Source organism: Oerskovia sp. Root22 (assembly GCF_001429135.1).
Lineage (GTDB): Bacteria > Actinomycetota > Actinomycetes > Actinomycetales > Cellulomonadaceae > Oerskovia > Oerskovia enterophila.
In genome coordinates, this window is the sequence record NZ_LMIL01000007.1 from 72,357 (window position 1) to 98,955 (window position 26,599).

Annotated in this window: 22 protein-coding genes; 6 read left to right on the forward strand and 16 right to left on the reverse strand. The window is 72.5% G+C overall.

The window, feature by feature from the left end:
* Positions 1-4: 4 nt before the first annotated feature.
* The 5 genes from murD to ASE15_RS05205 form a co-directional block, all read right to left on the reverse strand.
* Positions 5-1,504, reverse strand: a complete 1,500-nt coding sequence (gene murD / locus ASE15_RS05185) for a UDP-N-acetylmuramoyl-L-alanine--D-glutamate ligase (RefSeq protein WP_082618223.1) — start codon at positions 1,502-1,504, stop codon at positions 5-7.
* Positions 1,489-2,589 carry a phospho-N-acetylmuramoyl-pentapeptide-transferase gene (mraY, locus tag ASE15_RS05190; protein ID WP_056648845.1) on the reverse strand — a complete coding sequence of 367 codons (1,101 nt, stop codon included), beginning with the start codon at positions 2,587-2,589 and terminating at the stop codon, positions 1,489-1,491. Before mraY ends, murD begins: the two co-directional genes overlap by 16 nt.
* The gene (gene murF / locus ASE15_RS05195) at positions 2,586-3,989 is read right to left on the reverse strand and encodes a UDP-N-acetylmuramoyl-tripeptide--D-alanyl-D-alanine ligase (RefSeq protein WP_056761994.1); all 1,404 of its coding nucleotides are present in this window, start codon (positions 3,987-3,989) and stop codon (positions 2,586-2,588) included. The genes mraY and murF overlap by 4 nt, the downstream gene beginning before the upstream one ends.
* Positions 3,986-5,629 (reverse strand): UDP-N-acetylmuramoyl-L-alanyl-D-glutamate--2,6-diaminopimelate ligase, encoded by a 1,644-nt coding sequence (locus ASE15_RS05200; protein ID WP_056761997.1) that lies wholly within the window; start codon positions 5,627-5,629, stop codon positions 3,986-3,988. The genes murF and ASE15_RS05200 overlap by 4 nt, the downstream gene beginning before the upstream one ends.
* Positions 5,630-5,858: 229 nt before the next feature.
* On the reverse strand, positions 5,859-7,658 hold the full coding sequence (locus ASE15_RS05205) for a penicillin-binding protein 2 (RefSeq protein WP_235534195.1): 1,800 nt from the start codon (positions 7,656-7,658) through the stop codon (positions 5,859-5,861).
* Between the two features lie 109 nt (positions 7,659-7,767).
* On the opposite strand from ASE15_RS05205, the gene ASE15_RS21440 reads away from it, so the two are divergent.
* Positions 7,768-7,920 (forward strand): hypothetical protein, encoded by a 153-nt coding sequence (locus tag ASE15_RS21440; RefSeq protein ID WP_235534198.1) that lies wholly within the window; start codon positions 7,768-7,770, stop codon positions 7,918-7,920.
* Positions 7,921-8,113: 193 nt separating this feature from the next.
* On the opposite strand, the gene ASE15_RS05215 is transcribed toward ASE15_RS21440, so the two are convergent.
* From ASE15_RS05215 to mraZ, 3 genes are all read right to left on the reverse strand, one after another.
* Positions 8,114-8,557 carry a hypothetical protein gene (locus ASE15_RS05215; RefSeq protein WP_056648837.1) on the reverse strand — a complete coding sequence of 148 codons (444 nt, stop codon included), beginning with the start codon at positions 8,555-8,557 and terminating at the stop codon, positions 8,114-8,116.
* Positions 8,554-9,576, reverse strand: a complete 1,023-nt coding sequence (gene rsmH / locus ASE15_RS05220) for a 16S rRNA (cytosine(1402)-N(4))-methyltransferase RsmH (protein ID WP_056648834.1) — start codon at positions 9,574-9,576, stop codon at positions 8,554-8,556. The genes ASE15_RS05215 and rsmH overlap by 4 nt, the downstream gene beginning before the upstream one ends.
* 257 nt (positions 9,577-9,833) lie before the next feature.
* Positions 9,834-10,268, reverse strand: a complete 435-nt coding sequence (gene mraZ / locus ASE15_RS05225; RefSeq protein ID WP_056649048.1) for a division/cell wall cluster transcriptional repressor MraZ — start codon at positions 10,266-10,268, stop codon at positions 9,834-9,836.
* Positions 10,269-10,605: 337 nt separating this feature from the next.
* On the opposite strand from mraZ, the gene ASE15_RS05230 reads away from it, so the two are divergent.
* The 3 genes from ASE15_RS05230 to ASE15_RS05240 all read left to right on the forward strand — a co-directional run bounded on the left by ASE15_RS05230 (position 10,606) and on the right by ASE15_RS05240 (position 15,258).
* Entirely contained in the window at positions 10,606-11,610 is a 1,005-nt protein-coding gene (locus ASE15_RS05230) for a MoxR family ATPase (RefSeq protein ID WP_056762004.1), read from the forward strand.
* 94 nt (positions 11,611-11,704) lie between these two features.
* Positions 11,705-12,931, forward strand: coding sequence for a DUF58 domain-containing protein (locus tag ASE15_RS05235; protein WP_162259121.1), 1,227 nt, complete (start codon positions 11,705-11,707; stop codon positions 12,929-12,931).
* On the forward strand, positions 12,928-15,258 hold the full coding sequence (locus ASE15_RS05240) for a DUF3488 and transglutaminase-like domain-containing protein (protein ID WP_056762007.1): 2,331 nt from the start codon (positions 12,928-12,930) through the stop codon (positions 15,256-15,258). Before ASE15_RS05235 ends, ASE15_RS05240 begins: the two co-directional genes overlap by 4 nt.
* Here the strand turns inward: ASE15_RS05240 and ASE15_RS05245 are convergent.
* Genes ASE15_RS05245 through ASE15_RS05255 form a run of 3 tightly spaced genes read right to left on the reverse strand, consistent with a single transcriptional unit; the run spans position 15,206 to position 17,383 of the window.
* On the reverse strand, positions 15,206-15,610 hold the full coding sequence (locus ASE15_RS05245) for a DUF3040 domain-containing protein (protein WP_056762009.1): 405 nt from the start codon (positions 15,608-15,610) through the stop codon (positions 15,206-15,208). The genes ASE15_RS05240 and ASE15_RS05245 overlap by 53 nt on opposite strands.
* 38 nt (positions 15,611-15,648) lie before the next feature.
* Positions 15,649-16,908, reverse strand: a complete 1,260-nt coding sequence (locus ASE15_RS05250) for a DNA polymerase IV (protein WP_056648826.1) — start codon at positions 16,906-16,908, stop codon at positions 15,649-15,651.
* Positions 16,909-16,942: 34 nt separating this feature from the next.
* A complete protein-coding gene (locus ASE15_RS05255) occupies positions 16,943-17,383 on the reverse strand; it encodes an SAV_6107 family HEPN domain-containing protein (RefSeq protein ID WP_056648825.1) in 441 nt (146 codons plus the stop codon).
* A gap of 117 nt (positions 17,384-17,500) precedes the next feature.
* Between ASE15_RS05255 and ASE15_RS05260 the strand changes: the two genes are divergently transcribed.
* Positions 17,501-18,610, forward strand: coding sequence for a spermidine synthase (locus ASE15_RS05260; protein WP_082618225.1), 1,110 nt, complete (start codon positions 17,501-17,503; stop codon positions 18,608-18,610).
* A gap of 73 nt (positions 18,611-18,683) precedes the next feature.
* On the opposite strand, the gene ASE15_RS05265 is transcribed toward ASE15_RS05260, so the two are convergent.
* The 5 genes from ASE15_RS05265 to ASE15_RS05285 form a co-directional block, all read right to left on the reverse strand.
* A complete protein-coding gene (locus ASE15_RS05265) occupies positions 18,684-18,887 on the reverse strand; it encodes a cold-shock protein (RefSeq protein WP_056648823.1) in 204 nt (67 codons plus the stop codon).
* A gap of 313 nt (positions 18,888-19,200) precedes the next feature.
* The gene (locus ASE15_RS05270; RefSeq protein WP_056648821.1) at positions 19,201-20,148 is read right to left on the reverse strand and encodes a proteasome assembly chaperone family protein; all 948 of its coding nucleotides are present in this window, start codon (positions 20,146-20,148) and stop codon (positions 19,201-19,203) included.
* A 228-nt stretch (positions 20,149-20,376) separates the two neighbouring features.
* Positions 20,377-20,817, reverse strand: a complete 441-nt coding sequence (locus tag ASE15_RS05275; RefSeq protein WP_056649045.1) for a response regulator — start codon at positions 20,815-20,817, stop codon at positions 20,377-20,379.
* Positions 20,818-20,941: 124 nt separating this feature from the next.
* Positions 20,942-22,597, reverse strand: coding sequence for an ATP-binding protein (locus ASE15_RS05280; protein WP_235534200.1), 1,656 nt, complete (start codon positions 22,595-22,597; stop codon positions 20,942-20,944).
* Entirely contained in the window at positions 22,594-23,904 is a 1,311-nt protein-coding gene (locus tag ASE15_RS05285) for a PP2C family protein-serine/threonine phosphatase (RefSeq protein ID WP_082608749.1), read from the reverse strand. Before ASE15_RS05285 ends, ASE15_RS05280 begins: the two co-directional genes overlap by 4 nt.
* A gap of 222 nt (positions 23,905-24,126) precedes the next feature.
* Here ASE15_RS05285 and ASE15_RS05290 point away from each other — a divergent pair, with 222 nt between their 5' ends.
* Complete coding sequence (locus ASE15_RS05290) at positions 24,127-26,523, forward strand: AAA family ATPase (RefSeq protein ID WP_082608724.1); 2,397 nt, start codon at positions 24,127-24,129, stop codon at positions 26,521-26,523.
* Positions 26,524-26,599: the final 76 nt, after the last annotated feature.

Here is a 26,599-nt window from a genome sequence, read left to right on the forward strand (position 1 = left end):
CGGACTACCCTCCCAGCGTGGTCTCGGCGCCCACCAACGACCGTGCGGCCTGCGCGAACGCCTCGCCGCGTGCGGCGTACGACGTGAACTGGTCCATCGACGCGCTGGCGGGGGCGAGCAGGACGGTGTCCCCGGGGACCGCCAGGTCCCGGGCTCGTTCGACGGCGCGCTGCATCACCGTCCCAGTGTCACCGGGATCGATGCGGACCACGGGGACGTCGGGTGCGTGTCGGGCCAGTGCACCCTCGATCGGCGCCGGGTCGGCACCGATCAGGACCACGGCACGCAGCCGGGACAGGCGCGCACGCACGAGCTCGTCGTAGGTCGCCCCCTTCGCGAGGCCGCCCGCGATCCAGACCACGGACCCCGGCTCGTAGGCGCCGAGCGAGGCCGAGGCCGCGTGCGGGTTGGTCGCCTTCGAGTCGTCGACGTACGTCACGCCGTCGACCGTCGCGACGCGCTGGATGCGGTGCGCCCCTGGACGGAACGCGCGCAGGCCCTCGCGGACCGCCTGCGCGCTCACGCCGTGGGCGCGCGCGAGGGCCGCCGCAGCGAGGGCGTCGGCGACCACGTGGGCGGGGACGACGCCCCCGGGCCCGGCGAGGTGGGCCAGGTCCGCGAACGTCGCGAGCTCCTGGGCGCTGCGGTGGCGCGCGGGGTCGTCGGGCGCGGCATGGAACGCGCGGTCCACGAGGACGTCCTCGATGACCCCGAGCTGGGCACGAGCGGGTGCGCCGACCGTGAACCCGATCGCACGCGCCCCCTCCAGGACGTCGGCCTCGCGCACGAGGTGCTCGGTGCGCGGGTCGGCGACGTTGTAGACGCACGCCACCTGGGCGCGCTCGTAGACCCGCCCCTTGTCCGCGGCGTACGCGTCGAGCGAGCCGTGCCAGTCGAGGTGGTCTGCGGCGATGTTGAGGACGGCCCCGGCCTGGACCGACATGGAGTGCGTGAAGTGCAGCTGGAAGCTCGAGAGCTCGACCGCCAGGACGTCGAGCCCGGGGTCGAGCGCTGCGACGACCACGGGCGTGCCGACGTTGCCCACGGCCGCGGTCCGCAGACCGGCCGCGGACAGGATCGAGGCCAGCATCTCGACCGTGGTCGTCTTGCCGTTCGTCCCGGTGACCGCGAGCCAGGGGGCGAACGAGCCGTCCGCGCGCGGCGCGCGCAGCGCCCAGGCCAGCTCGACCTCGCTCCACACGGGCACGCCGGCGGCGCGCGCGGCGACCAGCAGGGCCGACGACGGCGCCCACCCCGGGGAGGCCACGACCAGGTCGACCTGGCTCAGGTCCACACCTGACTCGTCCTGCGCGTCGGCGTCCGGGGCCGAACGGTCCACCGTGACGACCGAGGCCACCTTCGCCGTGTCGCGCAGCGCCTGGGCGGCCGCACGCCCGGAGACCCCGAGGCCCGCGACCAGGACCCGGGCCTGCGCCCACGGGACGGTCAGGTCGAGCGGTGCAGGAGAGGGGACGGAGTCCTCCGGCACTAGCTGACCACCCATTCGGCGTAGAAGATCCCGAGGCCCAGCCCCGCGAACAGCCCGGCGATCAGCCAGAACCTGATGACGATCGTGACCTCTCCCCACCCCGAGAGCTCGAAGTGGTGGTGCAGCGGGGCCATCTTGAAGACGCGTTTGCCCGTCATCTTGAAGTAGCCGATCTGGATCACGTCGGAGAGCACGATGAGGACGAACAGCCCGCCGATGATGACCGCGAGGATCTCGGTGCGAGACAGGATCGTCAGACCGGCCAGGGCGCCACCGAGGGCGAGGGACCCCGTGTCGCCCATGAAGATCCTCGCGGGGCTCGCGTTCCACCACAGGAACCCGACGCACGCGCCCATGATCGCGGCCGCGACGATCGCGAGGTCCTGCGGGTCGCGGACCTCGTAGCAGCGCGGACCGGCCGCCTCGATGACCTGGCAGCTCTGGTTGAGCTGCCAGATGCTCACGAGGATGTACGAGCCGAACACGATGATCGAGACACCCGTGGCCAGGCCGTCGAGCCCGTCCGTCAGGTTGACCGCGTTCGACCACGCCGTGATGAGGAAGTTGGCCCAGAGCACGAAGAGGATCAGGCCGATCGTCGCTCCCGCGAAGGCCAGGTCCAGGTTGGTGTCCCGCAGGAACGAGATGTGCGTCGAGGCCGGCGTGCGGAAGTTCTCGTTGGGGAACTGCAGCGCAAGGACCGCGAACGTGATGCCCACGATGCCCTGGCCGATGATCTTGGCGCGCGGCGAGAGCCCCAGGCTCCGCTGCTTGCGGATCTTGGTGAAGTCGTCGAAGAACCCGACGAGCCCCAGACCGGTCATGAGGAAGAGCACCAGGATCGCCGAGATGCTCGGGGTCCGTGGCGTCTCCGACACGATCGAGGACACGACGTAGGACATCGCCCAGCCGATCAGGGTCGCCCCGATGATGACGACCCCGCCCATGGTGGGCGTCCCGCGCTTGGTGAAGTGTGCCGTCGGGCCGTCCTGGCGGACGAACTGGCCGTAGTTGCGACGGATCAGGAACTTGATGAACAGCGGGGTGCCCAGGAGCGCCACGAGCAGCGAGACGCACGCGGAGACGAGGATCGCGATCATGCGCGCACCTCGCCCGCGAGCTCGTCGCCCAGGCGCCACAGGCCCGAGCCGTTCGAGGACTTCACCAGGACCACGTCGCCGGGCAGGAGCTCGTCGCGCAGCAGCGCGGAGGCCGCCTCGACGTCAGGTACGAACCGAGTCTCATCGCCCCAGGACCCCTCTTGGGTGGCGCCGTCGTGGATGCCGCCGGCACCGTCACCGACCACGACGAGCAGCTTGATGTTCAATCGGACCACGAGACGGCCGATCTCGTCGTGAGCGGCGCGCGAGTCGGGTCCGAGTTCCAGCATCTCGCCCAGGACCGCGACCGACCGCCGCTCGCGCCCGGCCATGACCGCGAGCGCCTTGAGGGCAGCGCGCATCGAGTCGGGGTTCGCGTTGTAGGAGTCGTCGATCACCGTGATGCCGTCGGGACGCTGCGTGACGGCCATGCGGTGCGGGCTGATCGCGTTCGCCCCGGCCAGGCCGGCCGCGACCGCCGCCGCGTCGAGCCCCACCTGGATCGCCGCGGCGGCCGCCGCGAGCGCGTTGGAGATGTGGTGCTCGCCCACGAGGCGGAGCTGGACCGGGTGGGTGACCGGCTCGGCGCCGCGCACGCGCAGGTCGAACGACGCGCAGCCCGAACGGTCCATGCCGATGTTCTCGGCACGCACGTCCGCGGTGGGGATCGTCCCGAACGTCACGACCGGGCCGGGCGCGGCCTCGGCCATCGCGACGACCCGCAGGTCGTCGGCGTTGAGGACCGCGGTACCGCCCGGGACGAGCCCTGCGACGATCTCGGCCTTGGCCGTGGCCACGGCCTCGATCCCCCCGAACTCGCCCAGGTGGGCGCTGCCCACCGCGAGGACGACCGAGACGTCCGGCGGCGCGATCTGCGTCAGGTAGGTCAGGTGACCGATGCCGCTGGCCCCCATCTCGAGGACGAGGAAGCGGGTCGAGGCGTCGGCCTCGAGCACGGTGAGCGGCAGGCCGATCTCGTTGTTGAACGAGCCGCGCGGCACCACGGTCTGCCCGTGAGGCGTCAGGAGCTGCCCCAGGAGGTCCTTCGTGGTGGTCTTGCCGACCGAGCCCGTGATGCCGACGACCTTGAGGTCCCCGGCCGCGCGCAGCCGGCGCAGGACCTCGCGCGCGAGCGCCCCGAGCGCGGTCTGCACGTCCTCCACCACGACCGCGGGCGCGTCGACGTCACGGGCCGCCAGGACGAGCGACGCGCCGTTGCCGACCGCGACGGGGACGTAGTCGTGCCCGTCGACGTGCTCACCGGGCAGCGCCACGAAGAGCGCGCCGGGTCCCGCGAGCCGGGAGTCGATGACGACCGAGCCGGTCACCCTCACGTCCGGGTCGGCGGCGAGCCGTCCTCCGGTCGCTGCGGCGACCTCCGCCGCAGTCAGCTCGATCATGCTCCGTGCTCCTTCGTCGTCTCGTCGCGCTCGGCCAGTGCGGCCCGCGCCTCCACCCTGTCGTCCAGGGCATGGTCCACCCCGGCGATCTCCTGCCAGACCTCGTGGCCCCTGCCGGCGATCAGCACCGTGTCCTGCGGACCGGCCTCCCGGATCGTGTCACGGATCGCGGCGGCCCGGGGCGCGACCTCGGTCACGGTCCGCGCGGGCGTCCCGGCCGTGCCCGCGGTGCCCGTCGCGCCGTGGGCCGCGTCCAGGGCGGCGAGCGCCCCGGCGAGCACCTCGGCCCGGATCGCGGCCGGGTCCTCGCCGTGCGGGTCGTCGTCGGTGACCACGACGACGTCGGCGCCCTCGACCGCGACCGCGCCCATGCGCGGGCGCTTGCCCTTGTCCCGGTCGCCCGTGGCACCGAACACCACGTGCAGGCGGCCCGTCGTGGTGGGACGCAGCGCGGCCAGGGCTAGCGAGAGCGCGTCGGTGTTGTGCGCGAAGTCGACCACGACGCGCGGGGCCGTGCCTACGACCTCCATGCGGCCCGGGACGGCCGCGCTGACGCCGCCCGCGACCTCGAGCGCGGCGCGCACGTCGCGGAGGTCGGCTCCTGCCTCGAGGACCATGGCGAGCGCGAGGGCCGCGTTGGCGACGTTGAAGCCCCCGGGCAGCGCCGTCGTCGTGCGGAGCTCCCGGCCGTCGCGGTGCCGCAGCGTGAACGCGCTGCCGGCCGCACCCTCGGCGACCACGTCGACGACCGTCCAGTCCGTGTCCACGCCACCGTCCGTGACCGAGAGCGTCGCGACGGGGATCGTCGCGGCCTCGGTCATGCGCCGGCCCCAGGCGTCGTCCACGACGACCACACCACGACGCGCGTGCTCGGGGGTGAACAGCGCCGCCTTGGCGTCGAAGTACTCCTGGAGGTCGCCGTGGAAGTCGAGGTGGTCCTGGCTCAGGTTCGTGAAGCCCGCCACGTCGAACACGAAGCCGTCGACCCGGTGCATCGCCAGGGCGTGCGAGGAGACCTCCATCGCGAGCGTGCTCACGCCGTCCTCGCGCATGGTGGCCAGGAGCGCCTGCAGGTCGGCGGCCTCGGGTGTGGTGAGCCGGCTCGGGAGCACGCGGTCGCCCGAGCGCATCTCGACCGTGCCGATCAGCCCGCCCTTCCAGCCCAGCGCACGCAGGACGTGGTCGATCAGGTACGTCGTCGTGGTCTTGCCGTTGGTGCCCGTCACGGCGAACGTCGTCAGGTGCTCGGCCGGAGCCCCGTAGACCCAGGCGGCGACCCGCCCCAGGAGGTTGCGGGGGTCGTCGGTCACGAGGACCGGGACCCGGTGCTCGCCCGCCTCGTCGAGGAGGAGGGCGCCGTGCGGGTCCGTCAGGACGGCCCGGGCACCGCGGTCGATCGCACCGCTCGCGAAGCTCGCGCCGTGCGTGCTCGCACCGGGCAGCGCCACGAAGAGGTCACCGTCGGCAGCCACGCGGTTGTCCGAGGCGACCGACCAGATCTCGACGCCCGCGAGCGCGCCGGGATCGGCGTCGGTGGCCGTCCGTCCGGTGCCGACCGTGAGCTCGAAGGTGGTCGCGAGATCCTGAGCGGAGTGGTGTGCGGACGTGGTGGGGCGAAGACGGTCGATCGGGGATGTCACGAGTAGAACTTACCGTGCATCACGGTCCCGACCGGTCGGCTGGTAGGCCCGGACCCGGTACTTCACGGGACCTTCACGCGTGGCCGCGGCAGGGTACGCCGAACTCCCGCTGCACCGCACGATGGCCGGGACCCGCCGTGGGTGCCGCCCGCGGGCCCGCACGGACCCGAGGCCTCGTGCGGGGCGCGCGCGCAGGCCCGACGGCGAGACGTGCCTGGGGGTCGAACGGTCACCAGGTCGTCGGGTACGGCTCCTCGACGACCGAGCTCGGGGGCACGTTCCGGTTCTGGAGCGTGAAGCTCATCAGGTCCTTGAACACCGGCGCCGCGACCATGCCGCCGAAGATGTTGGTCCGAGGGTTCTTGAGGAAGACCGCGACCGTGTACTGCGGGTCGTCCGCCGGGGCGACGCCGATGAACGACGCCATGATGTCGGTCAGGCCACCCCCCGCCCCGACCTCCTCGGCCGTGCCCGTCTTGCCCGCGACCCGGTAGCCGTCGATCGCGGCCTCGGTACCCGAGCCCTCCTCGACGACGGCCTCCATCATGTGCAGGACCTGGTCCGCGGTCGTCTCCGAGACGACCTGCGTGGTCTCCCGCTCGGGGGCCGGGACGAACACGCCGTCGGGGCCCGTCGTTCCCTTGAGCAGCGTGGGAGCGACCCGCACACCGCCGTTCGCGATCGTGGAGAACACGCTCGTGGCCTGCACCGCGTTGACGGCGAGCCCCTGGCCGAACAGGACCGCGTACTCCGTGCGGCCGTCCCAGTTCTTCGCCGAGTCGAGGATGCCGGCGGACTCGCCCGGGAGGCCGAGGCCCGTCTTGGACCCGAAGCCGAACTTGCGCAGGTAGTCCTCTCGCTGCTGCTTGGGGATGTCCTGCCCGACCATGACCGTCCCCGTGTTCGAGGACTGCGCGAGGATGCCGGCCAGCGTCATGCGCTCCATGGCGTGCGAGTGCGAGTCCTGGAATGTCTCCCCGTTGGCGGTCGTGTAGCGGTCGTTGACCTCGTACTGGCTCGCCTGGGTCGCGAGGCCCTCCTCGATCGCGGCGGCCATCGTGATGACCTTGCCCGTCGACCCGGGCGCGAACACGTCCTTGACCGCACGGCTGCCGTCCGCGACGCGCGCGTCGGACCGGTCGTTCGGGTCGATCGCCCCCGAGTCGGCGAGAGCGAGGACCTCCTGGGTCTTCACGTCCTGCACTACCGCGATCGCGTAGTCGGCACCGGTCTCTGCCACGGCCTTGTCGACCGCGTCCTGGGCCTTCCAGCCGATGTCCCGCACCAGGGTCAGCGCGACCGAGGACCCCGGGACGGCCTCGACGGTCTCCTGTGTGCTGCCGGGGATCCGGACCCCGCCCGCTCCGCCCGCGCGCTGGAAGCTCTCGCTGCCCGGCGTGCCGGTGAGGAGGTCGTCGTAGGCGGCCTCGATCCCCCCACGACCGATCACGTTCTCGGTCGTCTCGTCCTCGCCCACGTACCCGACGATGTTGCCCGCGGTGGTTCCCGCGGGATACGTCCGGGTCGTGGTGAGCCGTGTGCTGATGTAGGCCGAGACCCCCAGCTCGGCGATCTGCCGCTGGACCTCGGGCACCACGCCCTTCGCCAGGACCACGTTCCGGTTCACTCGTCCGTTGGTGCCGCTGAGCTCGGCCGCCAGCTCGGGGGCCGAACGGTCCAGGATCGGCGCGAGGAGCTTGGCCAGGCCGACGGCCCCCGTCTCCTCGACCGCCATGCCGTCGATCGTGTGCCGCTTCGACGGGACGAAGTTCGGGATCGTCTCCTGGTCCGCGGAGACCGTGTACCGGTCGATCGACGTGGCGAGGACCACGCCGTCGGAGTCCGTGATGTCCCCACGGTGCGCGAGCGTCACGTGGGACTGGGTACGCGTCGCCTCCGCGCTGGCCGCGAGCGTGGGACCGATGACGACCTGCACGTACACGAGACGCCCGGCGAAGAACAGCAGGACCAGGAGCGCGACGGCCATGACCCAGCGCTGCCGCTTCTCGGGGCGAGCGGGGCTGGGCACCGCCGCAGTCCCCGGTCGCCCCAGGCCCCGCCCGCCGCCGGTCCCGCCACCGGCGCGCGGCGTGAGGGCGGTCGTCCGGGTGGAAGGCTTGGCACTCCCGGATGTCGTCTTGGCGACCTTGCCGGGCGCGCGGGTCTTGCCCGTCGTGGGCGCCTTGCTGGTCGCGGGCGCCCTGCTGGTCGTACCCGCCGTGCCCGTCGGGCTGCTCGCGGGCGTCCTGCCACCCCGGCCGCCCGGGCTCGACGTCGCCCCCGAGGCGTGACCCGTCCGGGGAGCGGTCGTTCTGCGAGCTGGCGTCGTACCCGTCGAGGTCCGAGGCGCGCCTGCGCGCGGTGCGGCAGAGGAGCTGCGCCCCGCTCCAGGGCGGGCCGAGCCGGCGGGTTGGGCACCCGCCGTCCGGGACGACGCGGAGGGACGCGGCGAGCTCTCGCCGGTCCTGCGCCCCGTCCCACCGGTCACGGCGTGCTTCCCGCCTCCGGAGCACCGATGACCGCGCCGTCGGAGAGCCGCAGCATCGTGGGTGCGTCCGACTCGACCATCCCGAGCCCGACCGCGCGCTCGGGCAGCGACGTCTCGGCAGCCCGGAGCTGGGCGTCGAGGGCCTGCGTGTCCTGCTCGAGCACACCCGCCTCCGTCCGGAGCTTCGACATCTGGTACGAGCCGTTCGCCATCGTGGTGTTCAACAGCAAAGCACCCAGGAGCGCTGCAGCGAGGATCGACATGCACAGAACGAGGAAGGGAATGCGTGAACGCACCTGGAGCGGCGCACGGACCGCCTCGAGCCGGGGCCGCGAGGAGCGTCCCGCGGCACCGCCCGGGAGCGCCGTGAGCGACGCCCGACGGGCAGGAGCGGGGGCCGGCGTCGACAGAGGACGGGCCGCAGCCTGTCGTGAGCTCATGAGTGCTTCTCCCCTCGGTTGCGGTGACGCAGGTGGTCGGGTGTGGGACGCAGCCGCTCCGCGGCCCGCAGGCGCACCGACGCGGAGCGCGGGTTGTGCTCGAGCTCGTCGGCCGGGGCCTCCTCGGCACCGCGGACGAGCAGCTTCAGGTACGGCTTGTGGGTCTCTGGCTCGACGGGCAGGCCCGCCGGTGCGCTCGACGTCGCGCCCCGCGCCAGCTCGCGCTTGACGATGCGGTCCTCGAGCGACTGGTACGACTCGACGACGATGCGTCCACCGACGGCGAGGGCCTCGACGGCCGCCGGGACCGCGCGCTCGAGCACCTCGAGCTCACCGTTGACCTCGATCCGCAGCGCCTGGAACGTGCGCTTGGCCGGGTTGCCGCCCGTCTTGCGGGTCGCGGCCGGGATGTTGGCGCGCACGAGGTCCACGAGGGCCGCGCTCCGGGTCCACGGCTCGACCTCGCGCCGGCGGATCACCGCGCGGGCGATGCGCTGCGCGAACCGCTCCTCGCCGTACTCCCGCAGGATCCGGACCAGGTCGCGCTCGTCGTAGGTGTTGAGGACGTCCGCCGCCGTGAGCCCCGTGGTCGCGTCCATGCGCATGTCGAGCGGCGCGTCGTGGGCGTAGGAGAAGCCGCGCTCCGACTCGTCGATCTGCAGGGACGAGACCCCCAGGTCCATCAGCACTCCCTGGACCGCGGGCAGGCCGAGGTCTGCGATCACGTCGCCGATCTCGTCGTAGACGGCGTGCACGGCCTGGAACCGGTCACCGAACCGCGCGAGCCGCCCGGAGGCGAGCGCGATGGCCTGCGTGTCACGGTCGATACCGATCACCCGTGCCGTCGGGATCTGCTCCAGGACGGCCTCCGTGTGCCCGCCCATGCCGAGCGTGCAGTCGACCAGGACCGATCCCGGCGCCACGAGGGCGGGGGCGAGGAGGTCGACGCAACGTTGGAGGAGCACCGGGACGTGCCGGTCCTCTGCTCCCGCTCCTGACGTGCTGCGAGGTGTGGACATGACGCCTCCTTCCTGGTCGGTGCTCGTCGTGCTGCTCGTGGGGTGATGCATGGTCTTCGGTGTCTGCCTGTCGTGCGTCGTGCCGGTGAGACCGTTCCGCGCCGCCGGGCCAGGTCTCCCACCGCGTCCGTTCTGGCACCGGGGAAGTGCGCCAGACCGGGCGGGAGGAGGCCTCGTCCTGCGGGAGCGTCAGGTCCTCGTCGTCCAGCTCTTGATGTCGTCGTGCGGTACACAGCTCGTGCTGGTCGTGCTGTCCGTCAGAAGCGGAGGGCGGGAAGCACCTCCTCCGCCGTGGTGGCGTACCCGGCCTCCTGCTCGGCGAGGTAGGTCGACCACGCCGTGGCGTCCCAGATCTCCACGCGGGTGCCGGCGCCGATCACGGCGACGTCCCGGTCGAGTCCTGCGTACGCCCGCAGAGGGGCCGGGATGGAGATCCGTCCCTGCTTGTCCGGGATCTCGTCGCTCGCCCCCGAGAGGAAGACCCGGAGATAGTCCCGTGCCTGCTTGCTCGTGACGGGAGCCTGACGGATCTGGTCGTACATGCGTCGGAACTCGTCCATGGGCAGGAGGAAGAGGCAGTGCTCCTGCCCTCTGGTCATCACCAGCCCGGGCGCGAGCTGGCTGCGGAACTTCGCGGGGAGGATGAGGCGCCCCTTGTCGTCCAGCCGGGGTGTGTAGGTGCCGAGAAGCAGGCTCGGGGAACCGCTGAACAGCTCGCTCATCCGCCGTGCCCTCCCCTCCTGCTCCCACTTCCTCCACAGTACTCCACATGCCTCCACGAAGCCCGGGATATCGCCGCCACTTCACCCCTCTTCGCACAATCTCCGCAGGTCAGACGGTGGAGGACACAGTGGGGCGCCTGGCCCCGGCACCACCGGCACCCGCGTCGTTTCCTCACGTTCGCCCGGCTCGTCCGCACCGCTCGAGGCGTCCTCGAGCATTTCGCGATCCGGACGGGGAGGAGAGTGGGGACAATGGTCAACTAGGCTTGCGAGTCCGCACACCGAGCGTGGCCAACGGAGGTTTCTCGTGCTCACCGACTACACCTCTCCCCCGTCCCGTGACGGCCTCGATCCTCTCGGCGAGCTCGTCGAGGCGACCGGTCGGATCCGCTCCCGGATCGAGTCGGTGATCTCCGGACGACCGGAGCTCGTCCACCTCACGGTCGCGGTGCTCCTCGCGGAGGGCCACCTCCTGCTCGAGGACGTGCCCGGAGTCGGCAAGACGACGCTCGCCAAGGCGCTCGCACGCACCATCGACTGCCACGTCGGACGCATCCAGTTCACGCCCGACCTGCTCCCGAGCGACCTCACGGGCGTCAACATCTACCGGACGCAGACGCACGACTTCGAGTTCCGCCCCGGACCCGTCTTCTCCAACATCGTGATCGGCGACGAGATCAACCGTGCGTCGCCCAAGACGCAGTCGGCCCTCCTGGAGTGCATGGAGGAGGGGCAGACGACGGTCGACGGCACGACCCACCCCCTCCCCCGCCCTTTCCTCGTGGTCGCGACGCAGAACCCGGTCGAGATGGAGGGGACCTATCCCCTGCCCGAGGCGCAGCGCGACCGCTTCATGGCGCGCCTCACGGTCGGCTACCCGGACGTCGAGGCCGAGCTCGAGATGCTCGACCGCCAGGAGTCGGACACCCCGCTCGAGCACATCGACCCCGTCGTGGACGGACCGACGATCCTGCGCTTCGCGCAGGTCGCCCGCTCGGTCTACGCGTCGCCCGCCGTCAAGAGGTACGTGCTCGCCCTGGTCACCCAGACGCGCGAGCACCCCGGGCTCAAGCTCGGCGCCTCGCCCCGCACGTCGCTCCAGCTGCTCCGCGCAGCCAAGGCGGTCGCAGCCATGGCAGGCCGTGACCACGTCCTGCCGGACGACGTCCAGCTGCTCGCCCCGCCCGTGCTCGCGCACCGGCTGATCCTGTCCACCGAGTCCCGCCTGGCCGGCCACACCGCCGCCCACGTCGTGACCTCGATCGTCGAGCGGACACCCATCCCCGCCTACACGTCGACGGACAGCCGCTGACATGCCGGGCGCCCGCACGCCACCCCGGCGCCCGCGAGGCCTCGCCCGGGTCCGGCCCACCGTCCGGGGCAACGCCGTCCTCGGCGCAAGCGTCGTGCTGATCGCCGTCGGATCGGCCCTGGGGTTGCGCGACGTCGTGGGGCTCGGGGCCGCCGGGGCCCTCGCGGTCCTCTCGTCCTGGGTGTGGATGGCCGTGCGTCGCATCGACCGCGGCCGCGGTGCCCTCCAGGTCGGCCGCAAGGTCGAGCCCGACCCGGCGGTGCGCGGGAACCAGGTCACCACCCGGCTCGTCGTCGCCCCCGTCCAGCCGACCGCGACCGCGCTCGGGCGGCTCGCCCGCCTGCAGATCAGCGAGCAGGCCGCCGGGGAGCTCTGCGAGCAGGACGCGCTGCGCGCACAGGTCGTGACGCATCCGGACCGGATCGCGGTGCGCTACCGCCTGCGCCCCCAGCACCGCGGACGCTGGGCGCTCGGGCCCGTGCTGACGAGCCGTGTCGACGTGTTCGGCCTCGTGCGGGCGGCCCAGCCCCTGGGCGCTCCGAGCACCGTCACCGTGTGGCCCCGCACGACCGAGCTCTCGGTGCGCGGGGCGCGCGCCTTCGGAGAGTTCGCGCGATCGGCCCACGGCGCGCGGACGTCGTCGAGCGACGACAGCGTGCTGCGTGACTACGTCGCAGGTGACGACCCCCGCCGTGTGCACTGGGCGACCGCCGCCCGGCGTGGACAGCTCATGGTGCGCACCGACGAGAGCGCCGGGATGCCGCCCGTGACCGTGCTCCTCGACCGCTCGACCCTTCCCCCGCCGGGGACTGCGCGCTCCACGTCGGCGGCCGAGGACGGGGAGTGGGCCGTCGAGGCCGCCGCGTCCGTCGGGATCTCGTTGCTGGCCGCCGGCCACCCCGTCCGCCTCGTCGCCTCGACGGGCGCTCCCGCGGTCGAGGCGATCCCGTACTCGCCCGGGCGCCGCTCCGAGGGCACGGCCCAGCTCCTCGACCAGACGGTCGACCTCCAGGGGCACACGAGCCGGCGCGACGCCGAGGCCGCGCTCACCGCGACCGCCGACGCGCTGCGCAGCACCAGACGACCCGCGGAGCTGACGGTCGCGATCCTTGCGCCCCTCGGGCCGCTCGCCCGGCAGGCGGTCGCCGCGATGGCGGGCGACGGCAACCACTGGGCGTTCGTCGTCGGACCCGCTGCCTCGCCCGAGCTCGACGAGTCCCTGGGCGCGCTGCGCGCGACGGGCTGGCACGCCGTGCACGTCGACCCGCAGCGCACATCGATCGACCAGGCCTGGGACAGGCTCATGGAGGAGCACCGGTGACCACCCCGACCGTCAGCACCCGGCGCGCCGACCTGTCGCGGACCGCGGCCACCACCGTCCTGGTCCTCGTCGCGACCGTCGCGTCCTTCCACGCCCTGACCGTGCTGATCGGGCCCGGGCCGTGGACCCGCACCGGCACCTCCTTCCTGCTGGTCCTCGGACTGGTCACCTGGGTCACCCGCGCTCTCCTCGAGACGCGACCCTCCACGTCGGTGTCACGCACGCGCTCGCTCGTCCCCACTCTCGCGGGCCTGCTCGTCGGCGCCTGGGGGTTGCTGGCTCTCTTCGGAGGGGTCACGTCCCGAGGGATCGACCTGGCGATCAGCAGCGCGAGCCTCGACAGGGTGCTCGCTCGCTTCGCGGCCGGTCGACAGCTCATCGCCACCGAGACCTCACCGATCGAACCGTCGTTCCCCCTCGTCCTCATCGCGGTGGGCGGTGCCGCGCTCGTCTTCCTCCTGACCGACCTGATCGCGGGTGGTCTCCGGCTGCCCGCCGCCGCCGGCCTGCCCCTCCTGGCCCTGTGGATCCCTCCGCTGGTCATCGAGGGCTCGGTCCCGCCCGCCGTCTTCGTCGTCACGGTCACGGCGCTGCTCCTGCTCGTCGCCGTCGACAACCCGCACCGGGCCGTCCGCCGGACCACGACCTCGGCCACGACCGTCCGGTCCGCAGACCGGGCCACCCGTGCTCTGCGCGCGAGCACCACGCTCGCCGCAACCCTCGCGATCGCCCTCGTCGCCCTCGTCGCGGGATCCGCCGCCGGTGCGCTCCCTCAGATCGTCCGGTCGCCGTGGACCGCCTTCTTCACGAGCGCGGGCCCCACCGTCCGTCTGGCCAGCGACCTCGACATGGAGAGCAACCTCAAGGCCCGCTCGGAAGAGGTCGCCCTCACCTACGAGTTCCCCGAGGACCGGGCCAACGACACCAGCAGCACGGACGTCGGTCCCCTGCGGATGTTCACCCTGACCGGGTTCGACGGGCGCAACTGGCGACGCGGCGACGCCCGGCAGGGCCCCCAGGTCGAGGAGTCGAACATCCTGTGGCCCGACGGCGGGGGGATCAGCGGCGGCGGCGAGCCTCGCCAGGTCGACGTCACGCTCCGGACCCTGCGAGACGAACGGCTCGTCCTGCCGACCGAGCCTCGAACGATCACCGCCCCGGGCGAGTGGTTCTACGACGACGCCCGCGACGAGGTGACGGGCAACGAGGCGACCGAGCCGGGGATGGAGTACTCCTTCGTCGTCCACCCGCGCGACCTGACCGCCCAGGCGCTGCGCACCAGCGAAGGTGGTGACCTCGACGACCCGAACCTGCTCGAGGTCCCGGCCTCGTCCCACCAGGAGGACATCCGCTCCCTCGCCACCGAGATCACCGCGGACACGAGCAACCGTTACGACGCGGCCGTCGCGCTGCAGTCCTACTTCCGTGACGGGAGCCGGTTCACCTACTCGACAGAAGTCCCTGACGGTCAGACCGACGACACGGTGTGGAACTTCCTGCAGGACCGTCAGGGCTACTGCGTGCAGTTCGCGACCTCGATGACGATGATGGCCCGATCCATCGGGATCCCCGCGCGCATGGCCGTCGGCTTCCTGCCCGGCGAACGGACGAGCGACAACCTCTTCGAGGTCACGGGCAAGGACTCGCACGCATGGCCCGAGCTCTACTTCCCCGGTCAGGGCTGGGTCCGCTTCGAGCCCACCCCAGCCGTCCAGGCGGGCCCGGTCCCCTCCTGGGCCGACCCTCTCCTCGCCTCGAACAACGCGCCGGCGCCGGCTGACCCCGGCGATGTCCCGACGAACGCCGCGACCCCGAACGCGCCCATCACCACGGCGCCCACGACCGGACCGGCTCCCGACGTCAACGGTGGGACCGGTGCTGCCCAGGAGGGTGGGCAGCGGACCTGGATCATCGGTGGGAGCGCGCTGGTCGTGCTGCTGGTGCTGTCGGCGCTCGCGTGGCTGATCGCGCGCCGTCGTACTGCACCCGACCCCACGCCGGACGTCGAGAGCACCTGGGCGGAACTGACCGAACAGCTCGCAGACCTGGACATCCGCTGGCCTGCCTCGGCGACGCTGCGCAACGTACCAGCGCTCGTGGTCGCTCAGGTGGTCGCCCGCACGGGAAGGCAGCTCCCCGTCGCGACGACGGACGCCCTGGTGACGCTCACGTCAGCCGTCGAGGCCCAGCGATACGCCCGGACCTGGCAGCCTCCCGCTCCGGAGATACTCACCTCGCTGCTCGAGCAGGTGGTCTCCGGTGTCCGCGAGGGACTCAGCGACCGCCCTGCTCACGTCGACGGTCCCAGCGCTCTTCCAGTCGGGTGAGGAAGCCCTGACTGGGAGGTGAGGTCTTGGTCGTTCCGCGGGGCGGGGTGACCTTCCCGTCTCCGTCGACGACGCCCACCGGGCCGCTCGCGCGCTTGCGCGGTGCCGAGAAGGCGAAGGCCACGCCCGCGAACATCACGACGAACCCGGCGACACCGAGCCAGGGGTTGGCTGTCGCCGCACCCACGACCAGGAGAAGGAGTCCACCGACCACGCCGATCCCGGCCGCGACGTAGCGCAGACCGGACTTGCGGGGCGTGGACTGAAGCGTTGTCGCCAACCGCGGATCATCCGAGGTCAGCGCTCTTTCCATCTGTTCCAGTACGCGCTGCTCGTACTCAGACAGAGGCATGGGCACCCCCGGGTGTCGGCAGTTGAAGTGTGTCCCTCTCAGGATAGATCGACATCTGCCCTGGTGGTAGTCGAGCGTCGACGGGTGGACGCCGGACCGATGGAATTCACCCCGAAACGGTCACGGATCCGGTCGAGCGTCTCCTCGGCAGCACGCCGCGACCCCGCTTCCTCCTGGACCGCCTCGTCGAGCGTGGGCTGGAGCACCGACGTGCTCCGGGGCTCGAGGTTCTCCGCCCGCACCCCGACGAGCCGCACCGGGAGCCCCCGCCGGTCGACCGACTCCACGAGCTCGCGGGCCACCTGGTGAATCTCCTGCGCGACGTCCGTCGGGGCGCGCAGCGTCCTCGAGCGCGTGAGGGTCCGGAAGTCGGACGTGCGGACCTTGACGCTGACGGTCCGCGCCACGAAGCCCTGGTGCCGTAGCCGCGCGGCGCAGCGGTCGGCGAGCCCCAGCAACGCCGAGCCGATCACCGCGGAGTCGTACAGGTCGTGCTCGAAGGTCGTCTCCGCGCCGATGCTCCGTTCTGCACGCCCGGGCTCGACGGGACGCGGGTCCCTACCCCACGCGAGGTCGTGGAGGTGCGCGCCCGCAGCCTTGCCCACCGCCGCCTGCACGGCCGAGACCTCGGTGTCCGCGAGCTGCGCGACGGTCGTGATGCCCCAGTCGGCGAGCAGCTTCTCGGTCCGTTCCCCCACGCCCCACAGTGCGCCGACCGGAAGGGTCCGCAGGAACGGCACGGTCGCGGCGGCGGGGACGAGCATCATGCCGTCGGGCTTGGCGTGCGTCGAGGCGAGCTTCGCGACGAACTTGGTCGTGGCGATCCCCACCGAGCACGTGATGCCCACCTCTGCGTGCACGCGCTCCCGCAGATCCCTCGCGATCGCGGTGGGCGCCCCGAGCCGACGCCGGGCCCCGCTGACATCGAGGAATGCCTCGTCGATGCTGATCTGCTCGACGAGCGCCGTGACCTCGTGGACGATCTCCATCACCGCACGCGAGGCCTCCTGGTACGCCAGATGGTCGGGGGGGAGCACGACGGCCTGTGGGCACAGCCTGCGGGCGAGAGCCATGGGCATGGCCGAGTGGACGCCGAAGGCACGCGCCTCGTATGTCGCTGCGAGGACCACGCTGCGCTCCGACCCGCCGACGACGACGGGGCGCCCGACCAGCTCGGGACGGCGGCGAAGCTCGACCGAGGCGAAGAAGGCGTCCATGTCGACGTGCAGGACGGAGCACCCTGTCTCATCCGTCCCCCAGTCCCGGTGCGCCTGGGCAGAACGCGGGCCGCGGCTCACAGGACGCCCGCCCGGTCGAGAGCACGCCGGCTCGTCACGAGGCCACGACCCGGAGCGTGGGATGTCGGACGAACCCGGCGTCCGGGTCGATGATCATCGCGACCTCGTCGCGGAAGTCCTCGGCGCAGACCATGATCTCCTCGGCACGCCGAGGGTCGACCGCGTCGAACCTCCCGGCGTCCACCGCGGCCCGGATCCGGGCCCCGCCCGCGAAGTAGACCGACCATGGCGCGAGTCCGGGCTCGACGACAGCCAGGAGGTCCCAGACCGAGCGGGCTCGAGAGCGCGAGGACGGCTTGCCGCGCAGCGCGACGACCGCCGCGGCAGCGCGCAGCGCACCGAGGTGGGCGTGGACGAACCGCTCTGCGGGGTCCGCTGCGAGGTTCGCTGCGATGATCTCCGCATCAGCGCGCGCGAGGAGCCGAGCGACGTCAGGAGCGACCGCACCCGGCGAGACCCTGTGCTGCGTAGTCATCTCAACACCTCCGAAGTCAACTATCGAACACCTGTTCGACGAAAGTCAATCCGTCCGGGTGGGCGTCGCCTGTCGTCCGGCGCCGACCCGACTGCGCGATGCCCCTACGGTGGACCCATGCCTCGCAAGTCCTCCCGGCGGACGTCCCGTCGCTCCTCAGCATCCACCTCGGCACCCACAGAGCCGTCCACGGCCCCTCGGCGGACTCGAGGAGGCACCCGACCGCGCGGCGCCGAGAGCGTCCACGAGCTCCCTGCAGGCGAGATCCCGACCTCGACCGGGACCGCCGAGCTGGTGCCCGACCCGGACGGCAGCACGGGAGTGACGCTCATGGTCAACGGCGTACCCAGCTCCCACCTGGACCTCGCCGACCCCGGCCTCCTGACGTTCGAGTACATGCAGCAGATGGCCGCGGTCCTGGGTGCCCTGCCGGCCGGGCCGCTGCGCGTCGTGCACCTGGGCGCCGCAGGGTGCACGCTCGCGCGCTACGTCGAGCACGAACGACCGGACTCGCGCCAGATCGCGGTGGACCTCGACGCCGACCTCGTCGCCCGCGTTCGCGAGTGGTTCGCCCTTCCCCGCGCACCCCGGCTCCGCCTGCGCGCCGGAGACGCCCGGGCAGAGCTCGCGACGCTGCCGGACGCGAGCGTCGACGTCGTCGTGCGCGACGTCTTCGCGGGCGACACCACCCCGGCGCACGTCACGACCGTCGGCTTCGTCCGCGAGGCGCTGCGCGTCCTGCGCCCTGGCGGGGTCTACCTCGCCAACTGCGCGGACCGTCCGCCGCTCGCGCTGGTGCGCAGGGAGCTCGCGACGGCGGTCGCGGCGCTCGGCCGGTCCTCGGTGGGCGCCCGTGCGACGGATCAGGTCGGCCTGATCGCCGAACCCGGTCAGCTCAAGGGGCGCCGCTACGGGAACCTCGTCCTCGTCGTCGTGCGACCCGTCGACGACACGGCCTCCGCCGGCGAGGGCCGGGTGGCCCGCGACGACCCCGCCGACGCGCTCGACGAGGCCGCACCGTTCGGGCTCGACGACCCGGGCCTGGCGCGCGCGCTGCGCAGCCTGCCGGTCCCCGCCACGCTGCTCACCGGGGACGAGGTGCGACGCTTCACGGGCACGGCGGTGCCGCTCGAGGACGCCGTCCCGCCGCCCGCGCCCGACGGCGCCACCCACCCGGGTGCGCCCGCCGCGGTCCCGCGCGACGCCGTCGGGCCTGGGACCACATGACAGCGGAGGCCGCACCCCTGCAGGGCGCGGCCTCCGGCTCCGGTTCGCGAGAACCGGGAGAAGATCAGGGAGATCAGAGCGGGCGGACGTTCTCCGCCTGCGGGCCCTTGGGCCCTTGGGTGATCTCGAACTCGACTCGCTGAGCCTCCTCGAGCGACCGGTAGCCCTGGGCCTCGATCGCCGAGTAGTGGACGAAGACGTCGGCTCCGCCGTCGTCCTGGGCGATGAACCCATAGCCCTTCTCAGCGTTGAACCACTTCACAGAACCCTGCGCCATGCTGTTCCTCGTACCTTCTGTCCAACCGGGGACATCCGCGAACGGACCCTTCGCCCGTTCATCGAGCCGTCGCAGCCGGACCCGCGACCGCTCCGCGTGGTTCCGGTCGTGGCGACCGCCGGCTGGACAGGCACGACCCCGGGCGGACCGGGATCCTGCTGCGTCGACACCGGTTCACGCGAAGGCATGTCTCGAGCACGTCACTGCAACGAGACCTAGTTTTGCACGGTCAAGGTGAGGTTCGCCACGTCAAACGCCGGGAAATACCGTGATTCGTCCCCACAACCTCCGCAGAACCTCCGCGAGGGCCCGGTCACTCGCCACCCTGCTGGGCGAGGAATCGCTCGAACTCGGCCCCGAGCTCGTCCGCCGTCGGGATGGGAGCGGAGTCCGCGAGCAGGCTCGTGCGGCCCACCGACCGGGCGAACGCGTCGTACTGCTCCTCGAGCGCGCGCACCACGGCCGTGACCTCCTCGGACTCGGCCATCTGCCGCTCGACCTCCTGGACGGCCTCCTGGGAGGCGTCCGCGAGCGCCGCGACGCGCAGGTCGAGACCCGTCGACCGCTGGACGTTCTCGAGGGCGACGACCGCCGCCGGCGGGAACGGCGACTGCGCGAGGTAGTGCGGGACGTGCACCGTGAAGCCCAGGGCGTCGTGCCCCGACTCCCCGAGACGCAGCTCGAGCAGCGCGGCCAACGAGCCCGGGACCTTGACCGTGCCGAACCACGACGTGTGGTCCTCGATCAGCTCGCGCCGGGTCGCGTGCGCGGTCACCGAGAGCGGACGCGTGTGCGGGATGCCCATGGGGATTCCGTGGAAGCCCACGACGAGCGAGACGTCGAACCTGTCCACGAGCTCGCGCAGCGCGGCCACCACGCGCTCCCACTGCAGGTCCGGCTCGATACCGTGCAGGAGCAGGAAGCCCGTCCCCTCGGCGTCGCGCACGTGGTCGATCGCGAGGAACGGCTCGTCGTACGAGGCCCACCGGTCCGCGTCGAAGACCATCGTCACGCGCTTCGAGCGGTAGTCGAGGAGCTGGTCCACGTCGAACGTGACCAGGCGCGTGACCTCGAACTCCTCGAGCAGGTGATCGACCGCGAGGTCGCCGGCCGTGCCGGCGTCCACGAACCCGCGCACCGAGTGCAGCAGGACCGGGCCGACCGCGCGGAGCGAGGCCCCCTCCTGTGCATGCGTCGCCGCGGGCAGGACGCGCGCCACCGCGGCCTCGTCCACCTCGTAGATCCCTCGTGGGTCCAACACCAGCTGCTCCTCCGTCGTCGTGCGATCCGTACCGCCCGCCCCGGGCGAGGAGCCGTATGGACCGTCCCGGTCCACGCAGCCCGCTCGCCGGCGGTTCGATCAGGACAACACCACGCACCGTCGGAACCTTCCCGGGCCGGGACCTCGGTCCCGACGGCGGGCGAGCCGTGCCGGCACGGGGCACAGGCACACCGAGGCCGTACCGGCCGGGGCCGTGCCCCGGGTCGGTCAGCGCCCGGGGAGACGCACCACGGTGACGAAGAAGTCGTCGATCTGACGGACCACGTCGATGAAGCGGTCGAAGTCGACCGGCTTGGTCACGTAGGCGTTCGCGTGCAGCGAGTAGGAACGCACGACGTCCTCCTCGGCCTCGGACGTCGTGAGCACGACGACGGGGATCTGGCGGAGGGCCGGGTCCGACTTGAGCTCGCCCAGGACCTCACGACCGTCCATGCGCGGAAGGTTCAGGTCCAGGAGGATCAGGTCCGGGGTCGGCGCGTCCGCGTACTCCCCCTCCTTGCGCAGGAAGGCCATCGCGCTGACGCCGTCGCTGACGACCGAGAGCCGGTTCGTGAGCTTGTGGTCCTCGAACGCCTCGCGCGTCATCAGGACGTCGCCCGGGTCGTCCTCGACCAGCAGGACGTCGATCACCTTGTGCCCGTTGCTCATGCCGTGTGCCCCGCAGTCCGTCGTCCCCAGGTCGCCCCGGTCCTCCGGGGCCACGCCGCGAGCCTAGTCGACGAGCTGCCGCACACGTCGCAGCACGTGGCGGCACGTCGCAGGGCTCCGTCGGCTACGGCGCGTCGTGCGAAGGTCTGGGGGCCGCGGCGGAGGGGTCGTAGGCGTGCGCGATCGTGAACCGGACCGTCGTCCCGCCGCCCTCGGTGGGCTCGAGCCAGATGCGTCCGCCGTGGTACTCCACGATGCGCTTGCACAGCGCGAGGCCGATCCCCGTCCCCTCGTAGACGTCCTTGGGGTGCAGCCGCTGGAAGATGACGAAGACCCGTTCGGCGTACTGCGCGTCGATCCCGATCCCGTTGTCGACCACGCTGAGCTCCCACGCGCGCTCGCTCGCCCGGACCCCGACGTGGACGACGGGGGAACGTTCCGGGTCACGGAACTTGATCGCGTTGCCCACGAGGTTGACGAAGAGCTGTTCGAGCAGGGCCTTCTCGCCCCGGACCGTGGGGAGCGGGTCGTGCGTCACGACCGCGTCCGTCGTGGCGATCTTGTCCTCGAGGTCGGACAGGGCCACCGCGAGCGACTTCTCGAGGTCGACCTGGACCCGTTCGGTCCCGGTCCGTCCGACGCGCGAGAACCCGAGCAGGTCCTGGATCAGCCGCTGCATCCGCTTGGCCCCGTCGACCGCGAACTCGATGTACTGGTCCGCACGGTCGTCGAGCTGTCCGCCGTACCGCTTCTGCAGCAGCTGGGTGAACGACGCGACCTTGCGCAGCGGCTCCTGGAGGTCGTGCGAGGCGACGTAGGCGAACTGCTCCAGGTCGCGGTTCGAGCGTTCGAGCTCCTGGGCCTGGGCCGCGAGCAGCTCGTGGGAGTGCTCGACCTCCTCGTGCGACGCGCGGATCTCGGCGACCTGGCTCACGAGCTCCTGGCGCATGTGCTCGATGTCGATCGCGAGCGCCCCGATCTCGCCCGGTGCGCGGACCGCGACCGGCTGCCGCAGCCGACCGCCGCTGACGACCCGCACCTGGTGCGCGAGCGAGGTCACCGGCTCGGTGATCCATCGCTTGAGCACGCCCCACAGGACCGCGCCCACCAGCAGCGCGGCCAGGACGAGGACCAGGACCGACCCGAAGAGCACCTGCGTCCAGCTCTCGAGCTCCTCGACCTTCTCCGCCCGGACGGACCGCAGGACCGTGATGTAGTCCCCCGTCGCGACCCGGGCGTCGTCGAACAGACGAGCGCCCTCGAGCTTGTCGTCCGTCGTCACGGCCTCCGGGCCGCCGTCCTGCACCTTCTGGACGGACGGCACGGCGTACCCGAGAGCCCACTCGTGGATCGCCGTCGACGCCCTGTCGAGGGCGGCCGCCACCGGAGGTGAGACCGCGAGCACCTCCGACGTCGCCTCGTCGTGGAGGGACACCGACCCGTCCGAGCCGACCGATCGCTCGAACGGCTCGAGGTTGACCTCGACCCCCGTCGCGAGGAAGGCCCGCACGGACGACTCGGCGTCCACGAGCGAGATGTACGCCGTGTCCGCCTGGGTGATGGCCGTGAAGTAGGGGTTGGTCACCTCGTCCTGGATGCGCACGACGTTGAGGAGAGCGACGACCGAGGTCACAAGGACCGCGAGCAGGATCGCCGCGGCGACCACCAGGAGGACACCGAGGCGGCGCCGCAAGGACGCGCCCTGCGGCGCCGTCCCCGCGAGGATCTCGGGCTCCTCCTCGGTGTCCGTGCTCCTTGCCGTCGACTGCCCTGCCGTCACTGCGACCACTCGTCGGAGTCCGCGAGGGTCGCGGTCCGCTCGCCGCGGGCCGCCTGGTCGGGCCCGCCCCAGCCGACCACGAGGACCGCCGCGTCGTCGGCCAGAGGACCGCCGTGCAGGTCGCGGACACGGCGGAAGACCCGCTCGACGAGCCCCTCGCCCCCGTGCGTGATCTCCGTGTCGACCGCAGCGAGGAGCCCCGCGACCCCCAGCCGCTCCCTGCGTCCCGGAGCACCGGTGACGAACCCCGTCCCGGGGACCGCCGGATCCTCCGCCAGCGTCGCCTCGATGAGTCCGTCGGTGTAGAGCATGAGTGCCCAGGGCGCCTCGAGCTCCACGTGCTCGGCGCGCCAGCCCCCGCCCACGGGGATGCCGAGCGCCCGCCCGCGCGACGTCGTCGGGAGCTCCGAGCAGGAGTCCTGCAGGAGCAGCGGTGGCATGTGCCCCGCGAGATAGAGATCGACCCCGGACCGGTCGGCGGAGATGACGACCTGGCACAGCGTGACGAACACCTCGGGGCGGGCGCGCTCGGGCACCAGTACCCGCTCGACGAGCGGCAGGATCTGGTCGGGGGCGACGTCCGACAGGACGAGCGTGCGCCACGCCGTGCGCAGCGTCGCACCGAGGGCCGCCTCGTCGGGTCCGTGCCCCGCGACGTCTCCGATCAAGCACAGGACGCTCCCGTCGCTGCGCTCGACCGCGTCGTAGAAGTCCCCGCCGAGCAGCCCGTTGCCTCCGGGGATGTAGCCGACCATCACGGCGATCCGCTCGTCCGACACGAGCGCCTTGGGCAGGAGGGCACGCTCGAGGCGCGCGGTCTCCGCAGCCCGGACCTCGCTGCGGTACAGCGCACGCTGCTGCTCCTTGGAGCGGCGACGCTGCACCGCATACCGGACCGAGCGGCCGAGGAGGTCGCCGTCGACCTCTCCTTTGACCAGGTAGTCGTCGGCGCCGGCCGCCACGGCCTGGACCCCGAGGTCGATCCCGGTGTGCCCGGTCAGGACCACGAGGGCCGGCGGGCTGGGTCGCGACTGCAGCCGTTCGACCGCGGACAGACCCACGGCGTCGGGCAGACCGAGGTCCAGGAGGATGCAGTGCACGTCGTGCTGCCCGAGCTTCTCCAGGGCCTCGTCGAGTGCGGTCGCCCGGTGCAGCTCGACGTTGACGCTCGCGTCCTCGAGCAGCTCCTCAACGAGGATCGCGTCCCCGTCGTCGTCCTCGACGAGCAGGACGCGCAGCAGGTCCTCGGGCGAGAGGACGGCGGGGGCCCCGTCCTGAGCACGGGGCGGCACAGGGTCAGTCACCACGACGTGCACTCCCCACTCTCGCCATGGTTCCCGATCGTAGAGGACAGCGCTGCCTCGCGGTGGGATGCGGGCGCGCCTCCTGCGCCGCTCCGGGGCGGGCACGCCCGGACGAGCGGACCGGTGGCCCCGGACCTGCCCCCGTCCTCCCCCTGTCCGACCTGCCGCCTGTCCCCGGTCCGCGCCTCGGTCGGATGGCCCCCGGGACCGCCCGGATCGGCAATAATGGACGGCTGCATCGCGGGGGTGCGCGAGCGGGCCACGTGGGACCAGAGGACAGGACGGATCAGGGTGCGCGAGACGAGCGACCGGACGAGCGGGACACGGGCTCCGGACGGACAGGTCACGGCCACGCCGGACCACCAGCCCTCCGGACGACAGGAGGAGATCGGCAAGGAACAGCTCGTCGTCGACACGCTCTACGCTCGCCTCGACGAGCTGCGCGCCGCGACCCGGGCCCGACTGGCGGGCGTCCGCCGCGGCGGCCCCTCCGGCTCCCCCCAGAACCGTAGCGAGCGCGACGCGTTCGCAACCCTCTACGAGGACCGGCTCGCGCAGCTCGAGTCCGTCGAGGAGCGCCTGACCTTCGGGCGCCTCGACCTCGACGACGACACCACGCGCTACGTCGGCAGGATCGGCCTGTCCGACGAGGACCACGCCTCGATCCTCACCGACTGGCGGGCTCCCGCCGCCCAGGCGTTCTACCGGGCGACCGCGGCACACCCCGACGGGGTGCGGCGCCGTCGGCACCTCGTGACCAGGGGACGCAGCGTGACCGGGCTCGAGGACGAGGTCCTCGACCTGTCCTCGGACGCCGCCTCGCAGTCCTCGCTCTCGGGCGAGGGAGCCCTGCTCGCCGCCATGGCGGCCGGCCGGACGAGCCGCATGGGCGACATCGTCGCGACGATCCAGGCCGAGCAGGACGCGATCATCCGCTCGGAGCTCGCGGGCGCCCTGGTGGTCCAGGGCGGGCCGGGCACCGGCAAGACGGCCGTCGCGCTGCACCGCGCGGCCTACCTCCTGTACGCCCACCGCCGCCTGCTCGAGCGCTCGGGCGTCCTGCTGGTCGGCCCCAGCCTGTCCTTCCTGCACTACATCGACCAGGTCCTGCCCTCGCTCGGCGAGACCGGCGTCGTGAGCACCACGATCGCCGAGCTGCTCCCGGGACTCGTCGCCGACGGCGAGGAGTCCCCCGAGGTGGCCCGCATCAAGGGCCGCGCGTCCTGGGCCAGGATCGTCCAGCGGGCCGTCCGCGCGCGCCAGCGCGTGCCTGCCGCGGACCAGCACCTGCGCATCGACGGGCACGACCTGGTGGTCCGCCGCTCCGACGTGCGCGACGCGATCGCCAAGGCCCACCGCACCCACAAGCCGCACAACCTCGCCCGCGTCCCGTTCGTGCGCGAGATGCTGGGCCGGCTCGCCGACCAGTACCTCGCCGAGCTCGGCGGGCCGGTCGCTCCTGAGGAGCGGGCCGAGGTGATCGACGACCTGCGTCGGCAGCGCGAGATCCGGATCGCGCTCAACCTCGCCTGGATGCCGCTCACGCCCGAGCGCCTGATCGAGGACCTGTTCATCAAGCCGCACCGCCTCGCCGAGGCGGCACCCGACATGTCACGCGCGGACCGAGCGGCCCTCGCACGCCCCCAGGGCTCACCCTGGACGCCCGCGGACGTGCCGCTCCTCGACGAGGCCGCCGAGCTCCTGGGCGAGGACGACCAGGCTGCCCGCGCCCAGGCCAAGGCCGAGGCAGCGGACCGCGCGGCGAACCTCGAGTACGCGCGCCAGGTGCTCGAGTCCTCGGGAGCAGGGGGCGGGATCGTGGGGGCGGAGATCCTCGCGGACCGCTTCGGCGGCGGCGGCTCGCGCCTGACCACGGCCGAGCGCGCTGCCCAGGACCGCACGTGGACGTACGCGCACGTCGTGGTCGACGAGGCCCAGGAGCTCTCCGCGATGGCGTGGCGCGCCCTGGTGCGCCGCTGCCCCACACGGTCCATGACGATCGTCGGCGACGTCGCCCAGACGTCCTCGCTCGCGGGTGCGCGGTCGTGGTCGAGCATGCTCGACCCTTTGCTGCGAGACGCGTGGCGGCAGGCGACCCTGACCGTCAACTACCGCACGCCCACCCAGATCGCCGACACCGCGCAGCGGTTCGCGGCCGCGTCGGGCCTCCCGACGTCGTCGCTCACCTCGGCGCGCGACGTCCCGGGAGCCCTCGTGCTGGCCCCCGTCTCCGTTGCCGGGGCCGTGGGACCGGAGGTCGTCGCACGGGTCCGCGCGGCGCTGGCGGAGTTCGTCGGGCCCGACGGCGCAGGCCGGGTCGCCGTGGTCGTCCCGGCCGGGCGCGTGGGCGAGGTGCGCGAGCAGCTGGTCGAGGCGCACGGCTCGACGCCGCTGCTCGCCGGTCCGGCCGCGGCCCTCCCCGGCGCGCTCGCCGCGGCGCTGACGGTCCTGAGCCCCACGCAGAGCAAGGGCCTCGAGTTCGACGCCGTCGTCCTGGTCGAACCGGCCGAGATCCTCGCCGGTACCTCGGGCGCCTCGGACCTGTACGTGGCCATGACGCGACCCACCCAGCGACTCGTCGTCGTGCACGCCCAGCCCCTGCCCGGAGGGTTCGCCGACTGAGGGGGCGCGCGGCGCCGGCCGGGCGGGGTGCCCGGCCGGCGTCGCCGGACCTGTCGTGGGGTGCGCCCGGACGGCG